Origin of the sequence: Amycolatopsis silviterrae, from assembly GCF_042684085.1 — a bacterium.
In the GTDB taxonomy this organism is placed as follows: domain Bacteria; phylum Actinomycetota; class Actinomycetes; order Mycobacteriales; family Pseudonocardiaceae; genus Amycolatopsis; species Amycolatopsis silviterrae.
Map to the genome: position 1 here is coordinate 197,791 of NZ_JBHUKS010000033.1, position 23,857 is coordinate 221,647.

The following is a 23,857-nucleotide window of genomic DNA, read 5'->3' on the forward strand; positions in this document are numbered from 1 at the left end:
GTCAGGCTCCGCTCACGAAGTTCTGGACTAATTCGCCAACGCCCTCGACGCTGCTGCGAAGCTCTTCTCCCGGTTTGAGGAAGCGCGGCGGGGTCCGGCCGACTCCCACCCCCGCGGGTGTGCCGGTGAAGATCAGGTCCCCCGGGTAGAGCGTGAGCCTGGCGGACAGGTACTCGATCAGTTCGGGAACCGGGAAGATCAGCTGCGCGGTGCTGCCCTCCTGAACGGCTTCGCCGTCGATCCAGCATCGGAGTCCGATGTCGTCGCGGTCGTCGAACTCGTCGGGTGTGACGACCGCCGGGCCGATCGGCGAGAACCCGGCGAGCGACTTCGCCAGGCTCCACTGCGGGGCGGGCCCAGCGGTCTGGGACGTCCGCTCGGACAGATCCTGCCCCGCGGTGATGCCGGCGACGTACGACCACGCGTCCTCGACGCTCACCTTGCGGGCTGTCTTGCCCATGACGACGACAAGCTCAACTTCCCAGTCCACCGTCGCGGCAGGCAGGGCAACGGTCGTGACCGGCCCGGTCAACGAAGACGGGTACTTGGTGAACACGACCGGGGCCGGCGGACGCGGCAAGCCCGCCTCCTTCGCGTGGTCGCGATAGTTCAACCCGATCGCGAAAACCTGGCGAGGGGCGGGAACCGGCGCATCGGCCTCGGCGGGATCGAACGGCACGGCATCGGCGCGGGAGAAGTCGTACCGCTGCGCCCATTCGAGAAACTCGTCCCACCGCGCGTAGATCGCTTGGGGATCGGAGCCGAACCGGCCGTCGCTCGCCTTCTCCACGTCCACGCACTCGTGGTCTCGGGAGAGGACGGCGAGACGACCGCCCGCGGACACAACTCGCATGTTTGGGATGCCTTTCCGTCAGCAGGTCACGGACGCTGTGTTGCGCGTCACGCCTGACCACCCGATTGTTCGGCGGAGTCCGCGGCAGCGCATCGGTCAGACAACCCGGAGCCTGCCGTCAATTCGACGACATCGGATTGCCACGATCGGAAAGCGCGCTACGTCATTTGTCGCACTCAATGCGTTGCACGTGGAGATGAGGCATGCTTGCGCTATGTCGCTAGCGTCGGTCGGCCATGGCGCGCTGATGCAACTCGTGGACAACGCACAGGACGGCGTCGCCCTCTTCGAAGCGCCGGGATCACGTCCCACGTATGTGAACTCGGCGGGGCAACGCGTGCTGGGTCTCGTCGCCGCGGACGCGGCCACGACCGATCGAGCACTCGCCGAATTGCTGGAACGGGTCCGTGGCGTGTCGAAGGACGGCCCAGTCACCGTCCTCCACCAAGGACGGCAGCTGGAATGCACACTCTCGCAGGTCGTCGACGGCCCAAAGACCCTCGAGGTGATGCGGTTCAGCGATGTCACGACCGCCCGGCTTCAGGAGGAACGGCTCAAGACCTTCAGCCGGACGTCCGCCAGCATCGCCTTCGCGGAGTCACTGGCGGTCAACCTGGACCGGCTCGCGCACGACGTGCGGCGCACCACCGGGATGGACTCCTGCACCTTCGTCCTGATCGGCGACGACGGCGAGATGCAGCAGTGCGGCACCTCCGGGTCCTATCCGCACACCCGCGACTACGTAACGCGTCTCGCCGCGTGTCAGGCGCTCGGCGCGCCGCTGCTCTCGAAGCCCGCCCTCGCGACCCGACAACCCATCGTTGTGGACGGCTGGCGCGAACAGACATTGCGCGACCCTCGATTCGGGCCGCTGCACCCGATCAGCCGGGACGCGACGTGGCACACCATCGCCGTCTTTCCCTTGATCGTCCGCAACGCCACCGTCGGCGTTCTCGATGCGTTTTTCCCCAAGGGCCGCCGTCCCTCCGATGCCGACATCACCTTTCTGTCCGCGATAGCCGACCAAGCCGCAATTGCGGTCGACAATTCCCGCATGGTGGTTCAGTTGGAGGAGAGAGCAGCGCTCGACGAACGGCACCGGCTGGCCCGTGACCTTCACGATTCGGTCAACCAGGCGCTGTTCTCGATGAGCCTGCAAGCACGCACCCTCGAACTCGTCGCGAGCGAGCCGTCGCCTGATCCCGACGCCTTCCGTCGAGGCGCAACCGAGATCCACGCCCTCGCGAAAGGAGCCCTCGCGGAGATGCGTGCACTTATCTTTCAGCTACGTCCTGAGGCGCTGCACGCGGAGGGACTGGTGTCAGCAGTCCGCCGTCAGGCCGCCGCATTGGCCGCGCGCGATGACATCCGGGTCGACGTCGAAGATCCTGATGGCCTGGCTGGGCTTCCTCCCGAGGTCGAGGTGGAACTGTTCCGGGTCGTCGTGGAATCGCTGACGAACGTCGTCAAGCACGCCAACGCCAAGTCGGCTCGGATCAGTTTCACCCGATCCGGACGCGACCTCAGCGTCACGATCCGCGACGACGGCAAGGGGTTCGACCCCGCGGATCCCCACGCGGGACACCTCGGCCTGATCTCCATGCGCGAGCGGCTGGACCGGGTCGGCGGCCGATTGCGGGTGGAGTCAGCGCCCGGCGGACCGACGAAGGTGCACGCCACGGTTGCCGGGGCGCTCTCGTGATACGAGTCTTCGTCGTCGACGACCACGCCGTGGTCCGGCGCGGCCTTCGCGCCTTCCTGGACGCGCAGCCGGACATGGACTGCGTCGGGGAAGCGCCGGACCCTAAGCAGGCACTTGCCCAGCTGGCCGAAGCCGACGTTCTCGGGCCGATGCCCGATGTCGTCTTGATGGACCTGGTCATGCCCGCGATGGACGGGATCTCCGGAATCCAGGCGATCAAGGAGCGCCATCCCGCGGTCGAGGTCGTAGCCGTCACCAGTTTCAGCGAATCGGAGCGAGTCGCGGCGGCACTGGCCGCCGGTGCGTCCGGCTACCTGCTGAAGGACGCGGAGCCCGACGAGGTCGCGGCGGCGGTGCGCGCGGCCGCTGCCGGTGCCATGCACCTCGATCCAGCCGTGGCCCCAGCGTTGCGAGCGCTGACCGGCACTCAGGTGCTCCCCCAGCTCAGCCCGCGGGAACGCGAGGTCTTGCGGCTCGTGGCACAAGGAATGACCAATCAGGCCATCGCTGCCGAGCTGTCAATCAGCGAACGGACCGCGCGGACCCACGTCAGCAACATCCTGCTCAAGATCGGCGTGTCGACGCGGACGCAGGCGGCCCTGTGGGCGATCCGGGAAGGCGTCGCGCCGCCGCCCTGACGCGGATCGTGGAACGAGACCGGCCCCAGATACTGCTGGGTGCTTCGCGCTCGCCCTATTCGAACGTGAGCATCGCGGCTTCGGCGACATCTGTTGCCTCGACAAGGTGCGAGGGAGTACGGGGTACGACCGGCACGACACCGACAGCCCGGCCCCGGGAGTCGAGGATCCGGCCCATCCGCTTGACGTGTCGAAGGGTCAGGGCCCGGTCCATGACGTCGAGATCCGGCAGTCGCTCGCCGACGAGTGCTTCGAGGCGTTGGAGATCGGCGGGAGAACGGAGCCAGAGCGCCAGCAACAGATTGGCGGGTCCACCGGTGACCGAGGCGCACAGCCGGATCTCCGGCATCCCGCTGAAGCCCGACATCACCTGCCCGAGCCGGGCCGGCGGCACCCGGCACCACAGCGCTGCGGACACGGGCCATCCGCTCAGGGGCTGCGCCACCTCGCAGCGCAGGCTGACGGTGCTGGTGGCGATCAGGCGCTGCACCCGGCGCCGGATGGTGCTGATCCCCAGTCCGGTGCGCGATGCGATCTCGCTGTATCCCATGCGCCCGTCGCGACCGAGTTCGCGAAGCAGCGCGGTGTCGTGGTGATCGACACGGACGGGCCGAGCCTGCACCGCGGGACGCTGATCGCTGAGCTTCCGGATGGCTTCCGCCGAGAGTGCGTGCAGGCGCCATCCGGCGCCCTCGGCAGCCACGAAAGTGGCGACCTGAACCCGCGTGCCTTCCACGCCGTCGATCGCTTCCAACTCGTTCGACACGAGCGCCGCCAGCGCTGACAGGTCCGTCACCATGCCGCTGACCAGGAGATCGCGGCTGCCTGTCGTCCGCTCGATCGTCGCGGCCCACGGCTGGTCGGCGAGATCGGCGGCGACGGTGTCGGCCGTGCCGATGCGGCATGACATCTCGATGAAGGCGATCAGCGGCGCCTCCGACGCTGCCGAGCGCGGCGACGCCGACACCCAAGCGCGTCCGGATGCGGAGAGCCCCTGCCACGTTCGGCTCGCCGTGGACGGATCGACCGCCAGTGCCGCCCCGGCCGACGTCCAGGAAACGCGCGGATTGATCTGGAGGGCGTGGATCAATTTCAGCTCTGCTTCGGACAGGTTGGCAAAATCCGGCGGAGGATCTGACATCTCGGCAATTTACCTCTATGTCGGCTGGTTCAGGTGGGAAGTCTTCATTCTCTCCGCAGCACCGAACGATGGCGAATCCGCAGAAGGAGACATCCGGTGACCCATGACATCGAGGAGACGAAGCCGCGCGATCGTGGACGTTCCCGGAAGGAACTGACCGCCTCTACGGTGGGAGCGATCGTCGAGTCCTTCGACTGGAATATGTACGCGGTGCTCGCGCCGTTCTTCGCGGCCACCGTGTTCGGGGCGGGCACCGGTGAACTGCTCGCTGCCTATGCGGGCTTCGCCGTGGGGTTTCTGGCGCGGCCGCTCGGCAGCCTGCTCATCGGCCGGTTCAGCGACAAACACGGCCGCCGGATCGGGCTCATCGTGAGCATGTCGGCGATCGCGCTTGCGAGCCTGGGCATCGCGTTGCTGCCGCCCGCGGCCAGTGTCGGCGTCCTGTCGGCCGGATTGGCCATCGCGTTGCGGTTGATCCAGGGGTTGGCGTACGGCGGCGAGGCCCCGACGGTGGCGGCGTACGTCACCGAGGCCGCGCCGCCCGGGATGCGCTGGCGGTTCAGCGCCGTTTCCTACGGCGGGATGATGGTCGGCTCCCTTCTCGCCTTCGGCACCGTCACGGTGATGTACGCGGTCCTGGGCAAGGAGGGCATCGCGGCGGGCGGCTGGCGGTGGGGGTTCGCGATCGCGGCCGCGGTGGGGCTGCTGGCCGTCGGGGTGCGGCGCAGCGCTCCCGAGACGGAGTCCTTCGAGAAGCTCAAGCAAGAGCACGGCACCGTGCGTCCGCCGATCAGCTCGGTGTTCCGCGATCATCGCTGGGCGTGTGCCGCGCTCCTGGCCATCGCGATCTCCGGCACGGTCCCCTTCTACTTCGAAATGGTGTACCTGCCGGTCTACGCGGAGAACACGGGCATGACCGACAAGGCGTCCGCGTCCAGTTACCTGACGCTGGTGCTGGCGTTGGTGCTGATCGCCACGCTGCTCGCCGGCTGGCTCGCCGACCGCGTCGGACCGCTGGTGGTACTGCGCGCCGGGTACCTCCTGCAGGCGGTCCTGACGCTCCCGCTCCTGCTCGGGATGCAAGCGCATTCGGTGCCCTTCTGGGCGGGTGCGCTCGTGCTCGGTCTCATGACCGCCCCGCCCACGATGGCGATCAACCTCGTGAGCGGCCTGTTGTTCCCCGCTTCCGTGCGAGCCGTCGGCGCGGGGATCGTCACAGCGATCGCCACGATGCTCTTCGGCGGCACGTTCCCGCTGCTCGCGGAATGGCTGCACGGCAACGGCGGGTACGCGATCCTGCCGTCCTACGTGAGCGCGGTGGCGGTCGTCGGGCTGCTGGGCACCTTCGCGGCGATGCGCTCGCCCACGTTCGCCGAGGCCATGGCCGCGCAGCGGTCGCTCCGGCGCCGCGACATCACGCTCGCCTGAGCGATTCGCATCCGTTCACTCCGGCGCCGCCGATCCCCGGCTCGACCGACCCGGGGGTGGGGCGCCGCCGGGTGAGCACGGACTTCACGACAACAGACCGATCGCCGGCATGCAGGCGAACGAGGAGGCAATCAACGATGCAGGCTCCGCACAGCTCCGCCACCGTCGACGAGGTGCCGTCGGCTCCGCTCGACCGCCAGACCGAGCTCCGCCGTTATCACGGGACGATCGACGGCCTGCGCGGCGTCGCGGCGATCGCGCACGAGGCACCCACCCTGGAGGCCATCCGTGTCATGAAGGAATGCGCGTTGATGGCGGTCCACGTCGCCAGCCGGATGGTCGGTACCGTGCCGGAGGACGATCCGCGGAGCGACACCGGGCTCCGGATCATCGACGGCCTCCTGCTCGAGCTGCATCAGGCGAAGTGGGACCTCGGCCGTGCGGACGGCACCTTCATCGACTCCGCCGGGAGCGATCCGGAGCCCGATCGAGCCGGCCTGCTGGCCCGCTTCCGCGCCCTGCTCGCGTCGGCGATCGCCGTTGCCGACGCGGTGATCGACGGAACGGAGCTTCCCGGGGCGCCCGAGTACGTGCTGGGGCGCTCGGGCGAGACCCCGGTGACCGAACACGGCGCGCCCGTGGTGCCGACGGTGTGCCCGGTGGTGGTGATCGCCGGAACGAACCGAGAGATGGGTGCGCAGTACGCGACCCAGGTCATCGACATCTACGGCACGTGGATCTTCGATCATCTCGCCGATCATGTGGTCACCGAGGAGGAACGGCTCGTGCTCGCGCAGTGGGCGGCACAGCTGGACAGGCACGCTCCGGAGATCATCGAGTTCGCACGTGGCTGGTCGGAAGGGGCCAACGAACGCGGAGTGCCGCTCACCGTCGAACAGACCGTGGCGATCTGGACCGGGTACCTGCCACCCGCGGACCACCACGTCCTGATGGCCGAGGAACTCACCGAGGACCGCGCGTACGGCACCAACGTCTACAGCGGCGCGGTGGTCACGACAGCAGGCGAGACGGTGGACATGTGCAGCGGGTTCTGCGCATGGGGAACCGCGACCCCGGACGGACGGCTGTACGCGGCGTCGACCACCGATCACGACTGCACCCACCAGGCCACCATCGTGGCGTTCCCGGACGAGGGCAACAGCTTCGTGTACACCCCGTTCTCCGCCAACGGGTTCATCCCGGGCCTCGGGCGCTTCTACATGGCCGGACACCCCGGCTTCAACAGCAAGGGCGTCACCTACGTGCACCACGGGGGGCACAGCACGGAGGGAGGCAGCAACGGCGGAGGCCCGCAAGAGGAATGGGGCTACGGCGTCCGGCGAGGTGCCGCCACCTTCCACGCGCTGCAGTTCGCGAACACCGCGGCACAAGCGCGCGACATGATGCTGTCGATGCCGGTGGGAGACGCCGGCCGCATCCTCGGCACCGCGGGGGGACTGTGGGCCGACAGCGCTTACGGCGTGGCGATCGAGCAACGCACGGGATGCCCCGACCGCCCACGCCCGGTGCTCCGGGAGAGCACGCGGTCCAGGTCCGGCGCGCTGATGGACGTGCTGTACGCCAACAACAACCCGCTCAGCGCCGACCGTGGACCGTGGCGGGCACCCGACGAGGCCGAGTTCCGGTTCGACGACGAAAGCGGCTGGTACCTCGCCTTTCCGGGCACCCCCGGCACGGCGGATCCCGGCCTCGCCGCGGCGCGCCGCGGAACCCGCAACAGCGCTGCCCGCAACAGGTTCTTCGCCCGGCAGGCCAACGCCGGACTCGGCGAGATCGATGACGAGTACCTCACCGCCATGTACCGCACCTCCGGAACCATCCCCGACGGCAGCTACGAGGAGGCGGCGGCGAGCTGGAACGCCGGCGGCGAGTGGGAGTCGTCGGCGGCACACCGCGGCAATGCCTTCACCGCGGTCGTGAAACCCGATGCAGGCGAATACCGGGGCTGCATCGGGCCCGCGGATCGTTACCTCGAGGTGCGCGAACCCAGTCACGGCTACTACTACTTCGACGAGACCGGTGAGTTCTGGTCGCTCCGCCTCGGTGATGCTCCCCAGGCGGTCCTCGGCACCGCGCTGGACACCGCGGTGGCCGCCGTCGCCGACGCCCAGGCTGCCGTCCGCTCCGCGGGCCGCCGGCTGCCGAGGGCGAAGAGGTGGTTGACGGACGCGGCCGAGGCGCTCGGCGCGGCGCGGGAGCGGGGCACACCGGAACCCGCGGACCGCGCAGCGGAGCTCGCCGAGATCTCGCGCCGGGTCCGCCTCGCCTGCCGCGCTCAGGTCCGAGCGGCCCAGGTCTGCTCGCTGGTCGGTCGATCGGGCGGCTGAGCCGAACGTGGGCAGCCCGCGCGGGACGGCGACCAGCTCCACCGTCGCCGTCCCGCGCACGAACCCACGCACACAGCTGCACGGCGAGCCCGAGTTTCGTCGGCGGGCCCGCGCGGACTCGTTGGCCCAGGCCACGTCCTCCGGGTCAGCGTGAAGTACCGGCCAGCTCGTCACGGCCGAATTCCCCCGGCCAGGACGCCAGCTTGCGGATCTCCGCCGTGGAGAAGAACTGCGTCGCGAAAACTACCGGGACCCCAGTTCCCGGTTTCGGGGTCGCGGAAGAGTTTCCCGGCCGGGACTGTCCGGGCGAGGTGCCGCAGGTCCCGGATCGCTGCGCGGTCTCTTCGGCGCTGCGGCCCCGTTTCCGTCGAGCGCTTCCTGCTGCTCCGCAGCTGCGCGGAGCTGTCGGTCGCGGCGGCCTGGTCGCCATCGGAGCCGTGATGCGCTCGGGAAACGAGAGAAGCTAGACACGCGCTGCCTGTATCAATTCACCATGTCTGGCGGTCTCCTGACTAGGGCCACCCGGCACCAGGCACGTCGACACGAAGGCTGTGGATACGACCTGAGCTCACACCCCGCGCAAGGTCTTCCATAGTCGTGACCGCAGAGCACAAGTACAGGTTCCGCCGATCCGGACCGCCCAGGGTGCAGGCGATCGCGAACTGCCCCGCGACGGAGATCTTTCGAGTGACGCGCCCGTCGCTCGCGACTCGCCAGAACTCTCCTGGCCGGAGAACCGCGACCCAGACGCCGTCCTCGGCGTCCGCGCACAAGCCGTCGACCAGGTCGGGAAGCTCGATGACCGTCTCGCGATCGAGCAGATCGCCCTCGGGAGAAACAGCGAACCGCGTGACCCGAGGTCCGCGGGTTTCGGCCACCCACAGGCGACGCCCGTCTCCGGAAAGCGCCATCCCGTTGGGGAAATCCAGCCCCGTCGCGACGACTCGCGACGCGACCGGGCCGGAGCCGGAGACGTCCACCCGCAGGATCGAGCCTGGGGCCGGTTCGTCGCCAGCCATGAGATTGAACCCCGTGTCGCCGACGTAAGCGCGCCCGTGCCCGTCGACCACCATGTCGTTGAGCAGGCCGGTCACCATCTCGGACAGGTCCATGCACAATTCGAGACTGTCTCCGTCGAATGTCCACAAGCACTTGTCTTTGGCGGTCGCGACAAGCAGCCGCCCGTCAGGCAGGAAACCGAGCCCGGCCGGGCGGCTGGGCACCTCGCACAGTCTCTCCACGACGCCGTCGCGAGACACCTTTTTGAGCGCGTAGTCGTGGACATCGGAGAACCAGAGTTCGCCGTCTTTCCAGCGAGGCGATTCCGGGTAGACCGCGCTGGAGGAAACGGGCGTCAGCACATCAGTCATTTGGCCTTCAAACCCAGCATTTGCCTCGCCTCGTCCGGGGTGGCGACTTCGAGGCCCAGCTCGTCGAGAATGCGGACGGCTTTGCTGACCTGTTCGGCATTGTCCCGGGCGAGCCTGCCTTTGGCGATGTAGAGGTTGTCCTCGAGCCCGACCCGCACATGCCCGCCTGCCAAGGCCGCGTGGGTGATGAAGTTCATCTGGTGGCGGCCGGCGGCGAAAGCGGAGAACTGATAGTCCGATCCGAACAGACGATCCGCGATGCGGACCATGTGATCGAGGTTCTCGTGGTGCGCGCCGATGCCGCCGAGGATGCCGAACACGCCTTGAATGAGAATCGGGCCCTCGACGAGACCGCGGTCGCGAAAATGAGCGAGCGTGTACAGATGGCCGATGTCGTAGCACTCGAATTCGAACCGGATGCCCAGGCCCCGGCCCAGCTCCCGGAGCGCGGTCTCGATCTGCTCAAACGTGTTCGTGAAGGGAACCCGGGCCGAATTCAGCAGGTACGACTGTTCCCAGTCGTACTTCCAGTCGATTCCGGGCTTGGCCGCCCCCGCGTACACGAAGTTCATCGACCCCATGTTGAGCGACGCGACTTCGGGGGCGAGAAGACGAGCGGCCGCGAGTCGCTCGTCGATGGTCATCTGCGTGCTGCCGCCGGTCGTGATGTTGATGATGGCATCGCACTGCTCGCTCAACGGCCGCACGAACTTCTCGAACACCTCAGGCGATGCGGTCGGCCGCCCGGAATCCTCCCTGGCGTGCAGGTGGAGAATGCTGGCTCCGGCGGCTACTGCGGCCAGCCCCTGCTCGATCAGGTCAGCACTCGTCACCGGCAGCGCACTCGACATGCTCGGCGTGTGGATCGAGCCCGTCAAAGCACACGAGACGATCCGTTTGTCGGCTTCCTGCATTCCTGCTCCTCAATGGCGATCCGAAGTCGCCGGTTCCGGAGCACTCGCACGTCGCCAGCCGCGGCCTCCTCCGGAGATCAGGTCACCTCTTCACGCAAGACCGCCGCTGTCCGTTCGCGCATGCTCCGGGTGAACGAACCTCCAGGAGAATAAATCATAATGATTATGATTGTATAGGGTCAGCTCCGCCGCTCCTCGCCGTGACCTCGCAGGCGGCCGGATCCGGCCGGACGACGTCGCGTGCTCATGCGCGGAACGCGTCGTCGCCGGGCGACGCCCACCAGGGGCGGTTGCCGGTTCGAGGTCAATTGACCTGCCGGTCGCGACCTGCCCAGTACTGCTCCCGCAGCTTGAACTTCTGCAGCTTGCCGGTCGCCGTCCGGGCCAGCGCGTCGCGAAACTCCACCGACGTGGGCGCCTTGTAGCCGGCCACCTTGCTCTTGCAGTAAGCGACCAGTTCGGCTTCGGTGAGCGTCGACCGCGGAACCCGGACCACCAGGGCCTTGATCGTCTCGCCCCACTTCTCGTCGGGCACGCCGATCACGGCGACCTCGGCGACGTCCGGGTGGCTGAAGATGACGTCCTCGACTTCGATCGAGGAGACGTTCTCCCCGCCGGTGATGATCACGTCCTTCTTGCGGTCGCTGATCGTCAGGTAGCCCTCGTCGTCGATCGTGCCGCCGTCTCCCGTGTGGAGCCATTCGCCCGCCAGTGTCTTGGCCGACTCCTCCGGCTGTTCCCAGTAGCCGTCGAGGACGACGTTCGACCGGGCGAGCACCTCTCCGGACGAATCGATGCGCACCGCGGTCCCGAGAGCGGGAGCACCGGCCCGGACGAGCTTGGCGGCGCGGTCCTCCGCGGGAAGGTCGTCCCACTCCTGCCGGAGCCGGTTGACCGTCAGCAGCGGCGAGGCTTCGGTCATGCCGTAGATCTGCATGAACTCCCAGCCGAGTTCCTCGCCGACCCGGACGACCGTTTTGGTCGGCGGCGGAGCACCGGCCACGATGATCCGCACCCGGTCGCGGCCCGGGATCGGACCGTCCCAGGTTCGCGCCGCTTCCAGGACCGCGTTCACCACCGCCGGTGCGGCACACATGACGGTGACGCCGTGCTTCTCGACGCGCCGGAGGATCTCGGCGCCGTCGACCTTGCGCAGAATCACGTGCGGCACACCGAGTCCCGTCATCGCGAACGGCATCCCCCAGCCGTTGACGTGGAACTGCGGGAGCGTGTGCAGGTAGACGTCGCGGTCGGTGACACCGGCGTGCAGCGCGAAGGTGACCGCGTTCGTCCAAAGGTTGCGATGCGTGAGCTGGACGCCTTTGGGACGCGCGGTGGTGCCGGAGGTGTAGTTGATCGTGGCGGTGGCGTTCTCGTCGTGCCGCCACGGGCGCGGTTCGACGCCGGGCAGGCAGAGGTCCTCGTCCTGGCCCAGGACGAACTTGAATTCGCACTTCACTTCGGACAGCGCGCCTTCGAGTTCCGGATCCACGTAAAGCACCCGGGCGCCACTGTGCTCGACGATGTAGGCGATCTCCTCGGCCGAGAGCCGGAAGTTCACCGGGACCAGCACGCGGCCGTACCCGGAGACTCCGAAGAAGGCAGTCAGCAGTCGCGCTGAGTTGTGCGAGACGAACGCGACCCGGTCGCCGGCCTCGATCCCGAGTGCATCGTGCTTGGCTGCCATCGACTTGGCTCGTGCGCCGAGTTCGCCGTAGCTGAGGTCGCCGAGGGACGGTGCCGGTTGGTTCGGCTCGTCGTAGACGCCGATCCGCTCCGGGTAGGCCGCCACAGCACGGTCGAGAAAGTCGGACACGCTGAACGGAACAATCACAACACTCGCCTCGGGCTCTCGGAGGTGGGAGGGAACTGGCTTTACTTTGCAGTGAGCCCGGCATCGACCGGGAGCGTACAGCCGGTGAGGTAGCGGCCGGATTGCCCGCAGAGGTACACCATGGCCTCGCTGACGTCGGAGGCCTCGACGAGCTGCACGGGCAGAAGGTTCTCGAACGCCGTCAGCATTTGCGGACGATCGCCGAAATACTGCGCGGCGTAGTCATTGACCACCATCGGCGTCGAGACTCCTGTCGGGTGCACTGTGTTCACCCTGATGTTCTTGGCCGCCAAGGACTTGGCGTAATAGCGCATCAATCCGACGACGCCGTGTTTCGCGGCGTGATAGCCGGCGAAGCCGCTGGTCATCTCGTCGTATCCGGGGCACAAGGCGTTGAGCCCGGCGGTAGAACTGGTGATCACGATCGCCCCGCCGGAACCGTGTTCGACGAGGGCCGGAAGCGCGGCTTCGATCGTGTAGTACACGCCGTTGAGCAGCACGTCGACCGCATCGGTATACGGCTTCGTGTCATCGGCGTTTTCCCCGTCGGCCAGCGGAAGAACCCCCGCGTTCGCCAATACGAAGTCGATTCGCCCAAGTTCGGCGACGCCCCTCGCGACCGCCGCCTTGAGTCCCCGGAAGTCCCGCACGTCGCATTGTTCGGCCACAATTCGACGTCCGGTTTTCTCAACCAGTTCGACCGTCTCGTCAAGATCCTCGGCCGTCGCCAGCGGGTACGGCACGCTGGGAATCTGTTCGCACAAGTCGAGCGCGATGATGTCCGCGCCTTCTTCGGCGAACCGAATGGCGTGAGCGCGTCCCTGCCCGCGCGCGGCCCCGGTGACGAACGCGACTTTGCCTTCGAGACCCCGTGCCATGACCACTCCTTTGGACTTCGCGTAGAGCGAATTCCGCGCGATGCACCCAGCAGGTAGTTACTGATCGTTCAGTAACAAGGTGATGCCGAAATTAGCACGCGCACCTTGCCGCGTCAACGACTCGACGGGCGGAAAGATCCGCGGCACAGGGCGGACTAAGGTACGCATTTATGACCTACCTGAGACCAACCGGGGCATAACCGGCAGGAATCACGGCGATGTACTGACCCCGACTACACGATCCAGAGGAGAGCGCCGATGAGGTCTCGCCCGCGTGACAACGGAGCCGTCGAGCTGACCCCGCCTTCGGTCGAGGGCGCGTCGGCGGGTCGCGACATGATTCAGATCGCCTCCGAAGCCAGCGTCGTCTCGCTCGACGACGCGGACACCGCGCTCATCCAGTTGCTGCTCCAGGACGGCCGGATGAGCAACCGCGAGCTGGCGGCCGCGACCGGCATCGGGGAAGCAAACGTCGGCGTGCGGCTGAAGCGACTGGTCGCCAGCCGGGTGCTGATCTTCACCGCCCTGTTCGACTGGGAGGTCGCCGGCTTCGACTGGTTCGTCGTCGCGAAAATCCATGTCGAGGGCCGGACCCCGAAAGACGTCGCCGAGGACGTCGCTCTGCTGCCGGAGTGCGAGGTGTCCGCCACCGTCTTCGGCGACGCGGACGTCCTCGCCTACTTCCTGGTCACCGACCGGGCCGAGTTGAACGAGCTGATCGAGCGGCGTCTCGCCGACATCCCCGGCGTCACCAACGTCAGGTTCGACCTGGCCACCCGGTCCTCGGTGACCGCGCTCGGCCGGAACTTCTATTTGGCCAAGAACGTCCCGCCGATCCGGCTGCCCAGGCCCGCAGTGGCTGTCGACGAACTCGATGCGAGCATCATGCAGGCGCTCGTCCACGACGGTCGGCAGTCCAACCGCAAGATCGCCCGGGAGCTGGCTGTCTCCGAAGGCACTGTGCGGTCGCGCATCAACCGGCTGACCGACGCCGGGCTGCTGCGCATCGTCGCCATGATCGAGCCGCTGGCGCTCGGCATGATGGGCGTGCTCGCCCATGTCGGTTTCACGGTGGACCGCGGCGAAATCGCCACGGTCTCCGCGGTCCTCGAGGAATTGCCGCAGATGCTCTTCACCGCGCTCACTATCGGCAGCGCGGATCTCACCATGGGCATCACCGGCAAGGACCAGAATGACATGGTGAACAGCGTGCTCAACCGAGTCCGCTCGCTGAAGGGCGTGCGCTCGATGGAGACTCTGCAAATCATCGACATCGTGCGGTTCTCCGTGTACGTCAAGCGTCTTTCATGACCGGCCACGCGAGCCGACGGTTCAGGCGTTGTCCAGCAACGGTATCCGGTCGTCAATCCCGTAGCGCCGCCGTTCCTCGCCGGTCAGCGAATCGATGATTCCGCGCTGCGCGGGCAACGGGAGCGTGTGCAGGATGCGCATCACGCGGTCCTGACGGCGTCGTGCGCCTTGCCGCTCGCACAGGCCGGGAGTGGGCCGCAACTGGGGCACCACCCCGCGGAGATCTTCGGCGGACCCGTCGGAATGGCCGGAATCGGCGTGGGCGAGTTCGCGTGCCATCTGTGCCTGGTCCTTTTCCTCGGACATGCCGATCGGACCGAGACGCCGCCCGTTGAGGAACTGCTCGACGACCGGTTCGTCGGAGGTCAGCAGCACCTCCCTCGGCCCGAACGTCACCAGTTCCTTCCGGAACAGCATGCCGAGGTTGTCCGGCACTGTCCGCGCCACGTTGATGTTGTGCGTGACGATGAGAATCGTCGCGTCGATCTGGGCGTTCAGGTCGATCAGCAACTGGGACAGGTAAGCGGTCCGCACCGGGTCCAGGCCAGAATCCGGTTCGTCGCACAGAATGATCTCGGGGTCCAGCACCAGCGCCCTGGCCAAGCCGGCGCGTTTGCGCATGCCGCCGGAGATCTCTCCGGGCAGTTTCCGTTCCGCGCCGCTCAGCCCGGTGAGTTCCAGCTTCTCCAGGACGATCCGGCGGACCTCGCTTTCCGGCTTTTTCGTGTGCTCTCGCAACGGGAAGGCGATGTTGTCGTACAGGTTCATCGAGCCGAACAAGGCGCCGTCCTGGAACAGCACCCCGAACAGCTTCCGCGTCTCGTACAGCTCACGCTCGCCGCAGCGGGTGATGTCCGTGCCATTGACGACGCAACTGCCGCGGTCCGGTTTAAGCAGGCCGATCAACGTCTTCAGGAATACCGACTTCCCGGTGCCCGACGGGCCCAGCATCACCGACACCTCGCCAGGCGGCAGCGTCAGCGAGACATCCCGCCAGATCGCGTGTTTGCCGAACGACTTCGTCAGCCCCTCGACCACTACCTCCGCGCCCATGTGCTCTCCTTCGCTCGCGCCGAAGCGTGGATGACGGTTTTCCCGGTTTCAGGCACAGGAACCTCCTCAGTGCGGTGAACAGCGGAATCAGACCGGATCGAGGTGCGAGATCAGCCAGACATCGCCGGGCCGCTGCATCGTCACACGAAGCCGCGACCCTTCGAGCGCGGGCTGGGCGAGCTTAGTGCTGGTCGTCGTCTGGTTGACGTACATCAGCAGCACCACTTTGCCGCTCTCGGCGCTGACCACGGAAGACGCGGTGACCTGTGCCTTGGTCGAGATTTGCTGCTGCTTGGCGGCGGGCAGCACCGACTGCTCGATCAGCGAGCCCAGCGCAGCCTGAAATTCGCCGGTGGTCTTGCTTTTCGCTTCGCTGGCGTACCCGTCGAGCGAGCCGGGGTTGTAGGACAACACAGCGGGAACGGCCTGCTGGGCGGCCTTGGTCGCGTCGGCCCGGGCCTGGTCGGTAGCGGCAGTGTCGTTGGCACGGTTGAAGAGCACGATGTCCGCCGCGCCGAGGCCGACGATGAGCGCAGCCACCACGAGTGCGGCGAGCGGCAGCCGCTCGTACCACTTCCGCGGCCGGTCCCCGGCGTCCGGCTCGGCGACGTCGTCCTCCTCCTCTGGACTCTCGGCGTCCTTCTCCGAAACCGGGCCGTCGCTCGGCTCGTCCGCTTCGTCGAGGTCGACGTCGCGCGGATGCGGGCTGGGTTTGCGGTCCATGGTGCGCACGGCGGACCGGGTCTTGTTCTCTGTCACGGCACGAACTCCAATTTCGAGACCAGCCAGCGGCCGCTTTCGTCCTGCAAGGTCAGGCGCATCCGGTAGACCCGCTGTTCACCGGCCGGCGCGTCCTTGTTTTTCACCGTGGCCGTCGCGGCCGCGAGGACCACCGCCCGGTCTCCGGTCAGTTCCACGATCCCGGCCTCGGCGACCTTGCCCGCGGACACCACCTGGGAACTGGCGAGCATCTGCTGGTAGGCATTGGCCTGCTGGGAGAACTGGTCTTTGAATTCGCCGGTCGCCCCGTCGACGATCCGCTGGATTCCTTGCTGCGCGGCGTTTTTGTCGATACTGGTGATGTTCACCGCGCTCTGGCGGGCGGCGTCCAGGACCGCGGTGCGGCGCTGAGCGTCGGCGTCGGCAGCGTGGATGCGCAGGTACCAGACCGTTCCGAACGCGATGAGCGCGACGATGAGCACTCCCACTACCGCTCCGGCCGCGAGTTTGCGGAGGTTGCGGCGAAACCAGCCCGGCTTCGGCGGTGTCACGTCGTCCGCGTCCGTCGCCGCGGCGTCCTCGGCTGTCACTTCAGCAGCAGCTGTTGCCACGATCCCGGCTCCTTTCCTTGGTTCGTACCGGCTCCGCTGAGCAGATACAGCTTTCCGTCGGGCGAGAGCACCCGTCCGGACGACAGGTCGTACCCCAATGCCTTGGCCAGCAAGGAATCCCCGCCGAGCACGGGGCTCGGCTCAGTGCCGGGCTCGCCGCCGAGACACTCCTCGACACTCGCCGCTCGCCGGCCGGGCGCGTTGAGACACGGCGTGTTCCGGGCCCCGCGCACATTCCGCGGGTCGCTGTGCGGAACCTTGCAATACAGATTCGAGGGGATCTGGGACCGGACGTCCACCGCGGTGAAGTCGCGTTCCTGTTCACGGGGCAGGAATCCGTCGTAGCAGTTGGGCGGGTCGCCGACGTTCGGGCGCAGGGCCAGGTGGGCAGTTCCGGGATCCGCGCCGCCCACCGGCGAAACCGCGGTCTGCAGCGCCGCAGTCACTGCGGGATAGAGCACCAGGACCTGTTCCAGGCCGGGGAGGTACACCTTGAGCGTCTGCCCGGTCGAAGCGAGGTCGTGCAGCAGCATGGGGATCTCGGGAGAGATTTCGCCGACGAGCCCGTTGACGGCATCCGCGGCCGGTGCCCCGTGTTCGAGCACGCGACGCAGGTCCGCGTCGCTGAGCCGGAGCTGGTCGGTGAACGAACCCAGGTTGGTGGTGAAGGTGCGCACCGCGTCAGCGTTGTCCTGCTGGGTCTGCATGAACGGGCCGACGGCGTTCAGCAATTCCTTGGTAGGCCCCACGTTCGCGGTGGCGTCGTGCAGCAGCAGCTGCGCCGAGTCGAGAAGCTGCCGCAGATCCGCGGCACTTCCGTTGAACGCCGTCGTGACCTCCCGCATGACCGTTCGGATCTTGTCCCGGGGCAGCGAGTTCGCCAGTGAACTCAAGCTGTCCAGCATGGTCCCCGCCGACGGCAGGTTCTTCGTGCGGTCGGTTCCCAGCACCGAGCCGGCTTGAAGCCACGGCTCGCCGTCGCGGCGGGGCAGCAGGTCCACGTAGTTCTCGCCCGCCGCGGAGGTGCTGTGCGCCTCCGCCGTGAGGTCCGCGGGGATCCGCACGTTGTCGTCGATCGCCAGATCGACCCGGGCCACTTCGCCCTTTCCCAGGTCCAGCCCCGAGATGCGGCCGACCTGTACGCCGCGGAGCGTCACCAAGCCGCCCGGGTACAGTCCGCTGGCGTCGGTGAACTCGGCGGTGAGGTGGTACTGGCCGAACCCGAGGAGCTGCGGCAGGTTGAGGTAGTTGACGGCCACGGTCGAGATGCCGAACAAGGTCAGCACCGCGAACACGGCCAGCTGCAATTTGACCCGGCGAAGGAACATCGTCAGCCACCTCCGAGCAGGAATCCGAGCAGACCACCGTTGGCTGCCGGAGGCGACGTTGGCGTCGAGGCGGGAGGCGAAGACGGTGCCGCCGGTGCGGATGTGGGAGCAGGAGCTGGCTTCTGCGGAGTCACCAGTCCCCCGGACTGCCCGCCGACCGCGACAGACTTCCCGACGCCGTTCACGGCCGCGGTGACGGGGCCGGTAACCGGGTCGGTCGCCTGCAGCGCGGTAGCCAGCTGCTGCAGCGCGGATTCGACGGGGAGACCGGGGAACAGGCCCGTGGCCAGTGCCGGCAGGCTGGCGTCGACGGTGATCGACGCGTTGAGGTTGTCCCCCTTGACGGCGTTGGGCACCGCCTTGATCGGGAACAGGAACGTTCCCAGCAGGTCCAGCGATTTCGGCAGCGAGTCTCCCGCTTCGACGAGTTTCGCCAGAGTCGGTTGGAGGTCGCGCAGGTCGGTCAGCAACGCGTCCTTCGAGGAGTTGACGACGCGGGTGCCGACCACACCGAGGTTGTCCAGCGCCCCCATGGCTTCGGTGAGGTTGCCGCGCTGCTGGTTGAGCACGGACAGGCCCGGACCGATCTTGTCGATCGCCGTGCCGATCTGCTCGCGCTGTGCCGAGAGGGCCGCGCCCAGCTTGTCCACGGCCGAGATCGCACGGGTGATCTGCTGCCGCTGCTCCGACAATCTGCCGACAAAGGTGTTCAGGTTCGCGAGCAGATCACGGGTCGCCTGCTCGTTGCCGCCGAGCGCGTTGTTGACTTCCCGAGCGATGGTCTGCACCTGCTGAAGACCGCCGCCGTTGAGCAAGGTCGACAAGCTCGCGAGCAGCTCTTCGGTCTCGGGGTACCGGTCGCTGTGCGCCAGGGTGATCACGTCGCCGCCGCGCAGCCTGCCCACCGGCAGTTCGCCCGTCGGCGGCGCGAGTTCCACGTACTCGGCCCCCAAGAGGCTCTTCTGCCCGATCCGCGCCACCGTGTTGGCGGGCAACTGCACATCGCGCCGCAGGCTCACCGTGACCTGGGCGTGCCAGCCCTCCAGGCCGATCGCGGTCACCGTGCCGACGGTGACGTCATTGACCTTGACCTCCGAGTTGGCGACGAGGTTCGCGGCGCTGGCGAACTCGATCCGGACCGGATAACCGGAATCCCCGGTGCCGACGCCGCCGGGAAGGACCACCGAGTTCACGCCGCCGACCTGGCACCCCGTCACGGCGAGACAAGTGCCGACAGCGAGTACCGACAGGGAGCGTCGCGTCATGAGCCACCTCCGGTGAGCAGGCCGAGCAGGCCCCCGGATCCCGGCCGGCTGCCCTGGACGGGCGGTGCGGGAACCAGCGAGCCGCCGGGTTGCTGGGGTTTCGGGTCGGGTTCGCCCGGGTTCTTCTGGTTGGCCGTCCCCGGCTGCGTCGTGGGGTTCGCCGAGACGGGCAGGTTGTCCAGGTTGAGCTGGTCGAGGATCGGCCGCAGCGCGGATTGGCAGTCTTGCAGCGTTCCGCCCAGCGAGTAGATCGCCTGGCACACCGTGTTGGACAGGCCCTTCGCGTACGGCAGCACGAGGCGGCCGGTGAACGCACCCGTGTGCGGGTCGTAGCTGTTGTAGAAGTTGGCCAGCGTCGTCGGCCCGAGATGAAGCAGGTTCGCCAGCTTCATCTCGTTGTCCGCCAGCAGGTGCGCAAGGTCGGCGGTGCCGTTGACGGTCGTGCTGAGGCGGCTCTTGTTGTCGTTCACGAACCGGGTGATCGAGCCCATCGCCCGATCGGCTTCCCTCAGCAATGTCGCGAACTGCGTCCGGTTGTCTTTCAGCAGCGAGGAAATCGAGGCGAGCTGGTTGCTGAAGGTGGTCACCTGCGCGTCGCTGGAGTTGAGCGCCTGCAGGAACGTATTCAGATCGCGGACGGTGCTGAAGAGGTTGCCGCTGTCTTGGGACAGTCCGTGCACCGCTTGGGACATCGCGGCCATCGTGTCGTGGAGCTGCTGCCCGTTGCCGCCGAAGGCGTCCGCGGCACTGGTGATCGACTTGCCGAGCGCGCCCTGTTTGTTGGCTCCCTGCGGTCCGAGTGCCTGGCTCAGCCTGGTCAGCTCGCCGCTGATCTGGTCCCATTCGACCGGGATCGCGGTGCGCTCGCGCGGGATGACCGCGCCGTCGGCCAGTACCGCCCCGTCAGCGTGGGCCGGTGCGAGTTGCAGGTAGCGACCGGTCACCAGGCTCGGAGCGACGATCGCGGCCTTGGCGTCCGCCGGCAGTTTCCGATCCGCCTCGTAGTGGAGGTCGACCTTCACCTGGTTTCCCTGCGGGGTGATCGCGTCGACTTTGCCGACGGTGACGCCGCGCACCCGCACGTCGTCGCCGACATAGAGCCCGGTGGTCTTGTCGAAGTAGGCGGTCGCGTGCTTCTCGGCCGCACCGAATCCACCGGCGAGATAGACCGCGCCTCCGGCGAAGACGAGCACCACTGCGACCAGTGCCAGACGATAGGGACGGAACAGCGCCTTCATTTTCCGCCTCCGGTCAGCAGCCCGGGAAGGGTCGGCACGACGTTCGTCGCCACCAGGTTCGGAACGTAGATGTTGATTCCGGGCGTCGACGCGACCACCGAACCGAGCTCGCGGATCAGCGACACGCCCTGCGTCAGCGCCTCGTCGATACTTTTCTTGTTGTCGCGCAACAGCTTCATCGCTCCGTTGAGCTGGTCGAACGCGGGGCCGATCTGCTTTTCGTTGTCCGCGACCAATCCGGACACCTGCTGGGCGAGGCTCGTGGCCCGGGTCAGCAGCTGGGTGATCGCGTCGCTGCGGGAATTGAGTTCGCTCAGCAACGTGCTTCCGTCGGCCAGTAAAGTCTGGATCTGCCCGCGGCGCTCGGCCAGCAGCCCGCTCACATTCGCGCTGTGCCGCAGCAATTCTGACAGCTCGCCGTCGCGCGCGTTGATCGTGTCGGAGAGGCGCTGAACGCCCTGCAGCGCGGGCTTGACCTCCGACGACGCGGCGGACAGCGTGTCCGACACTGTGTTCAGTCCCTTGCCGAGCTGATCGGTGTCTATTTCGGACACGTTCTGGGTGAGATCGCTCAACGCCTCGGTGATGTCGTACGGGGAGAGGGTCCGCGCCAGCGGGATCTCCGCGCCTTCCGCCAGCGCCGAGGCACCGGAGGGCGTCAGTTCGAGCGATTTCTTGCCCAGCGCGGTCTGCGCCTTGATGGCGGCGCGGCTCTGGTCGCCGAGCCGGACGGAATCGTCGGATACGACGAACGAGATCTCGACCTGGTCGTCATCGAGTTCCACGGCGGTCACCTTGCCGACGACCATGCCCGATACGACGACCGAGTCGTCCGGAGAAATGCCGCCGGCTTCGGCGAATGCCGCGCGGTAACTGCGGGCTCCGATCAGCGACGAGACGGTGTCGCCGGAGAGGGCCAGCAGGAGCACGGCGATCAGCGCCGCCGTCCCGGAGATGCCGAGACGCGCGTGCGGGGTGCGGGGCGGGGCCATGGTCATCGCCCTCCCTGGTCGCCGCACCGCGGCAGCTGGCTCTCGATCCACGGCGTGTACACCGGCGCTCCGTTCGGCCCGGTCGTCTTGACCTGGATGTCGCAGAGGAAGAAGTTGAAGAAGTCCCCGTACAAGCCGATTCCGGAGATCGCCTTGTACGCCCCGGGCAGCCCCTTGACCGCCGCGGTGACGAGGTCGCTGTTCGCGTTGAGGGTTCCGGCGACCGTGCCCAGCCTGCCGACGGTCGCGGCGAGATCGGGCCGGAGCTGGGCGAGCAGTCCGCTGGCGGAGCCTGCCAGGTCGTTGACATGGTCGATCGACCGGGCGATCGGTTCGCGGTCGGCGGACAACCCGCTCACCAGTTGCTGCAGCTGGACCACCAGGTCCGACACCTGGGAGCCGCGCTGGTCGATCGTGCCGAGGACGGTGTTGAGGTTGGTGATCAAGCTTCCGATGACCTGGTCGTGGTCGGCCAGGGACGAGGTCAGGGTCGTCACCGAGGACAGCAACGCGGTCACCGAACCGGACTCGCCCTGGAAGACCTTGATCAGCTCGGCGGAGAGCTGGTTGATCTGTTCCGGAGCCAGCGCCTGGAACAACGGCTTGAACCCGCCGACCAGGATGTCGAGGTCGAGTGCCGGAGTCGTGTGCGAAACCGGGATGGTCGCTCCTGGAGCCAGGTTCGCGTCGCCCGCCCCGGTGCCTTGGGCCAGTTCGAGATACCGGTCGCCGAGCAGGTTCTTGTACCGGACCGCGGCCCGGACGTTGCCCGGCAGCGGCCGGTCGGCGGGTGCCTGAAACCCGACCACGACGCTGTTGTCCGGACGCAGCGCCAGCGACTGGACCTTGCCAACCGTCACCCCCGCGATGCGGACGTCGCTGCCGGTTTTCAGATACGAGGCGTTGGCGAACACCGCCCGGTAGCTCACCGCGCGCCCGGATGTGCGCGAATCGGCCAGGACATTGCCGAGGAACACAGCGGTGAGGGCGGTCAGTGTGAGGAAGACCGCCAGCTTGATCGCGGAACCGGCTACCTTCATCGTCCGCCTCCCGCTGTGGGCTGTTGCTCGCCGAAAAGCAGGACCGACAGCGGCACCTGGCTGACGGTCAGGCCGTCTTGATGCGTGGGGTACGGATTGGCTCCGGTGTCGTAGTTGACGTACGGCACCTTGCGGTCCACCCGGGGCAGGCCGTGGCAATCGGGGCCGTTGTCCGCGCCCACGACAGGCAGGTTGCCCGGGTAGGAGTACGCGGGCAGAGAGTCGGACTGCACCGTCACGGTGACGTGCGCGTCGCGGTGCGTCCCGCCCATTTCCGGACCGCCCACCACCGCCGAAAGCAGTTCGTCATTGCGGACCAGGCCGCCCAGCAGGCAAGGAATTTCAGGGGAATACCGGCCCAGCAGCTGAATCGTCGGCCGCAGGTAGTTCAGCGTCGTCGGGATGGCCCGTTCGTTGGCCGACAGGAACGAAGCGGTGTTGTTGCCCAGTTTGGTGAAAGACAAGAGGAACGCGTTCAGCTGCGCATGCTCCCGCACCATGGTGTCGCTGAGGTTGCCGACGTTGCTCAAGGTACGGACCAAATCCGGCGTCACCTTCGTGTAGTCGTCCGCGACCGCGCTGGTCGCGGGCAGATCCCCGGCGAGCGACGACAAGCTGGGGTTGATCTGGCGGAGGTAGTCGTTGGTCTCCCGGAGCACGCTGCCGATCTGCTTGCCCCGGCCTTGCAAAGTGTCCGCGACCGAGTTGAGCATCGAGTTCAGCTGTGCCGGTTCGAGAGCGTCCAGGGTTCGGAGCACGGCGTCGAACGTCGTGTTGATCTCCGCGGTGTAGTTGCGGTTGGGAATGACCGCGTTCGGCTGGAGGGTGCCCGACCGGCTTCCCTCGGGCACCAGCGAGACGTACTTCGCGCCGAACATCGTCGGCGGGACCAGGTCGGCCTCCACCCCGGAGGGGATCTTGCCGGCCATGTCGGGGTACAGCCGCAGCGCCACCGTCACCCCGGATCCGCTCAGCGCGATGTCGCCGACCGTGCCGACCTGAACACCGTTGAGCTTCACCTTGGCTCCGGAGTCCATGAGCAGCCCCGTGCGGTCCGCTCGGACGGTGGCCGGGACGTAGGAGGTGAACTCCTGGTTATACTGGGCCAGGCACAGCGCCACGACCAAGGCGAACGACAGCAGGCCGGCCAGACCGATCAGCGGGTCTTTGACCCGGTTGCTTCTCCGCATCTG

The 23,857-nt window shown here is 67.4% G+C and carries 20 protein-coding genes; 5 read left to right on the forward strand and 15 right to left on the reverse strand.

From position 1 onward, the window contains the following. Window position 1: 1 nt before the first annotated feature. Window positions 2–853 carry a fumarylacetoacetate hydrolase family protein gene (locus ACFSVL_RS39565; protein WP_378312127.1) on the reverse strand — a complete coding sequence of 284 codons (852 nt, stop codon included), beginning with the start codon at window positions 851–853 and terminating at the stop codon, window positions 2–4. A gap of 214 nt (window positions 854–1,067) precedes the next feature. Here ACFSVL_RS39565 and ACFSVL_RS39570 point away from each other — a divergent pair, with 214 nt between their 5' ends. Together ACFSVL_RS39570 and ACFSVL_RS39575 are read left to right on the forward strand one after the other, a co-directional pair. Beyond that, complete coding sequence (locus tag ACFSVL_RS39570) at window positions 1,068–2,555, forward strand: PAS domain-containing sensor histidine kinase (RefSeq protein WP_378312128.1); 1,488 nt, start codon at window positions 1,068–1,070, stop codon at window positions 2,553–2,555. Then, window positions 2,552–3,193, forward strand: coding sequence for a response regulator transcription factor (locus ACFSVL_RS39575; protein WP_378312129.1), 642 nt, complete (start codon window positions 2,552–2,554; stop codon window positions 3,191–3,193). Before ACFSVL_RS39570 ends, ACFSVL_RS39575 begins: the two co-directional genes overlap by 4 nt. A 55-nt stretch (window positions 3,194–3,248) precedes the next feature. Here the strand turns inward: ACFSVL_RS39575 and ACFSVL_RS39580 are convergent, their stop codons facing one another. Further along, window positions 3,249–4,334, reverse strand: a complete 1,086-nt coding sequence (locus ACFSVL_RS39580; protein ID WP_378312130.1) for an Lrp/AsnC family transcriptional regulator — start codon at window positions 4,332–4,334, stop codon at window positions 3,249–3,251. Window positions 4,335–4,430: 96 nt separating this feature from the next. Here ACFSVL_RS39580 and ACFSVL_RS39585 point away from each other — a divergent pair, with 96 nt between their 5' ends. Both ACFSVL_RS39585 and ACFSVL_RS39590 read left to right on the forward strand, forming a co-directional pair. Continuing rightward, on the forward strand, window positions 4,431–5,762 hold the full coding sequence (locus ACFSVL_RS39585; RefSeq protein WP_378312132.1) for an MFS transporter: 1,332 nt from the start codon (window positions 4,431–4,433) through the stop codon (window positions 5,760–5,762). Window positions 5,763–5,899: 137 nt separating this feature from the next. Then, entirely contained in the window at window positions 5,900–8,110 is a 2,211-nt protein-coding gene (locus ACFSVL_RS39590; protein WP_378312134.1) for a hypothetical protein, read from the forward strand. 512 nt (window positions 8,111–8,622) lie between these two features. Here the strand turns inward: ACFSVL_RS39590 and ACFSVL_RS39595 are convergent. The 4 genes from ACFSVL_RS39595 to ACFSVL_RS39610 all read right to left on the reverse strand — a co-directional run bounded on the left by ACFSVL_RS39595 (window position 8,623) and on the right by ACFSVL_RS39610 (window position 13,106). Beyond that, a complete protein-coding gene (locus ACFSVL_RS39595) occupies window positions 8,623–9,480 on the reverse strand; it encodes an SMP-30/gluconolactonase/LRE family protein (RefSeq protein ID WP_378312136.1) in 858 nt (285 codons plus the stop codon). Next, on the reverse strand, window positions 9,477–10,394 hold the full coding sequence (locus ACFSVL_RS39600; protein ID WP_378312138.1) for a BKACE family enzyme: 918 nt from the start codon (window positions 10,392–10,394) through the stop codon (window positions 9,477–9,479). Before ACFSVL_RS39600 ends, ACFSVL_RS39595 begins: the two co-directional genes overlap by 4 nt. 304 nt (window positions 10,395–10,698) lie before the next feature. Further along, complete coding sequence (locus ACFSVL_RS39605) at window positions 10,699–12,228, reverse strand: AMP-binding protein (protein ID WP_378312140.1); 1,530 nt, start codon at window positions 12,226–12,228, stop codon at window positions 10,699–10,701. Window positions 12,229–12,269: 41 nt separating this feature from the next. Continuing rightward, window positions 12,270–13,106, reverse strand: coding sequence for a mycofactocin-coupled SDR family oxidoreductase (locus ACFSVL_RS39610; RefSeq protein WP_378312142.1), 837 nt, complete (start codon window positions 13,104–13,106; stop codon window positions 12,270–12,272). 258 nt (window positions 13,107–13,364) lie between these two features. Between ACFSVL_RS39610 and ACFSVL_RS39615 the strand changes: the two genes are divergently transcribed. Further along, window positions 13,365–14,417 carry an Lrp/AsnC family transcriptional regulator gene (locus ACFSVL_RS39615; protein ID WP_378312144.1) on the forward strand — a complete coding sequence of 351 codons (1,053 nt, stop codon included), beginning with the start codon at window positions 13,365–13,367 and terminating at the stop codon, window positions 14,415–14,417. A gap of 21 nt (window positions 14,418–14,438) precedes the next feature. Here ACFSVL_RS39615 and ACFSVL_RS39620 read toward each other — a convergent pair whose 3' ends face one another. From ACFSVL_RS39620 to ACFSVL_RS39660, 9 genes are all read right to left on the reverse strand, one after another. Next, the gene (locus ACFSVL_RS39620) at window positions 14,439–15,470 is read right to left on the reverse strand and encodes an ABC transporter ATP-binding protein (RefSeq protein ID WP_378312146.1); all 1,032 of its coding nucleotides are present in this window, start codon (window positions 15,468–15,470) and stop codon (window positions 14,439–14,441) included. Window positions 15,471–15,557: 87 nt separating this feature from the next. Continuing rightward, a complete protein-coding gene (locus ACFSVL_RS39625; RefSeq protein WP_378312148.1) occupies window positions 15,558–16,229 on the reverse strand; it encodes a hypothetical protein in 672 nt (223 codons plus the stop codon). Then, window positions 16,226–16,801, reverse strand: a complete 576-nt coding sequence (locus ACFSVL_RS39630) for a hypothetical protein (RefSeq protein WP_378312150.1) — start codon at window positions 16,799–16,801, stop codon at window positions 16,226–16,228. The genes ACFSVL_RS39625 and ACFSVL_RS39630 overlap by 4 nt, the downstream gene beginning before the upstream one ends. Continuing rightward, a complete protein-coding gene (locus tag ACFSVL_RS39635; protein ID WP_378312151.1) occupies window positions 16,777–18,129 on the reverse strand; it encodes an MCE family protein in 1,353 nt (450 codons plus the stop codon). Before ACFSVL_RS39635 ends, ACFSVL_RS39630 begins: the two co-directional genes overlap by 25 nt. Before the next feature lie 2 nt (window positions 18,130–18,131). Beyond that, window positions 18,132–19,394 carry an MCE family protein gene (locus tag ACFSVL_RS39640; RefSeq protein ID WP_378312153.1) on the reverse strand — a complete coding sequence of 421 codons (1,263 nt, stop codon included), beginning with the start codon at window positions 19,392–19,394 and terminating at the stop codon, window positions 18,132–18,134. Then, the gene (locus ACFSVL_RS39645; RefSeq protein ID WP_378312155.1) at window positions 19,391–20,632 is read right to left on the reverse strand and encodes an MCE family protein; all 1,242 of its coding nucleotides are present in this window, start codon (window positions 20,630–20,632) and stop codon (window positions 19,391–19,393) included. The genes ACFSVL_RS39640 and ACFSVL_RS39645 overlap by 4 nt, the downstream gene beginning before the upstream one ends. Continuing rightward, window positions 20,629–21,630, reverse strand: a complete 1,002-nt coding sequence (locus ACFSVL_RS39650) for an MCE family protein (RefSeq protein ID WP_378312157.1) — start codon at window positions 21,628–21,630, stop codon at window positions 20,629–20,631. The genes ACFSVL_RS39645 and ACFSVL_RS39650 overlap by 4 nt, the downstream gene beginning before the upstream one ends. Further along, the gene (locus ACFSVL_RS39655) at window positions 21,627–22,664 is read right to left on the reverse strand and encodes an MCE family protein (RefSeq protein WP_378312159.1); all 1,038 of its coding nucleotides are present in this window, start codon (window positions 22,662–22,664) and stop codon (window positions 21,627–21,629) included. The genes ACFSVL_RS39650 and ACFSVL_RS39655 overlap by 4 nt, the downstream gene beginning before the upstream one ends. Beyond that, window positions 22,661–23,854, reverse strand: coding sequence for an MCE family protein (locus ACFSVL_RS39660; protein ID WP_378312161.1), 1,194 nt, complete (start codon window positions 23,852–23,854; stop codon window positions 22,661–22,663). The genes ACFSVL_RS39655 and ACFSVL_RS39660 overlap by 4 nt, the downstream gene beginning before the upstream one ends. Window positions 23,855–23,857: the final 3 nt, after the last annotated feature.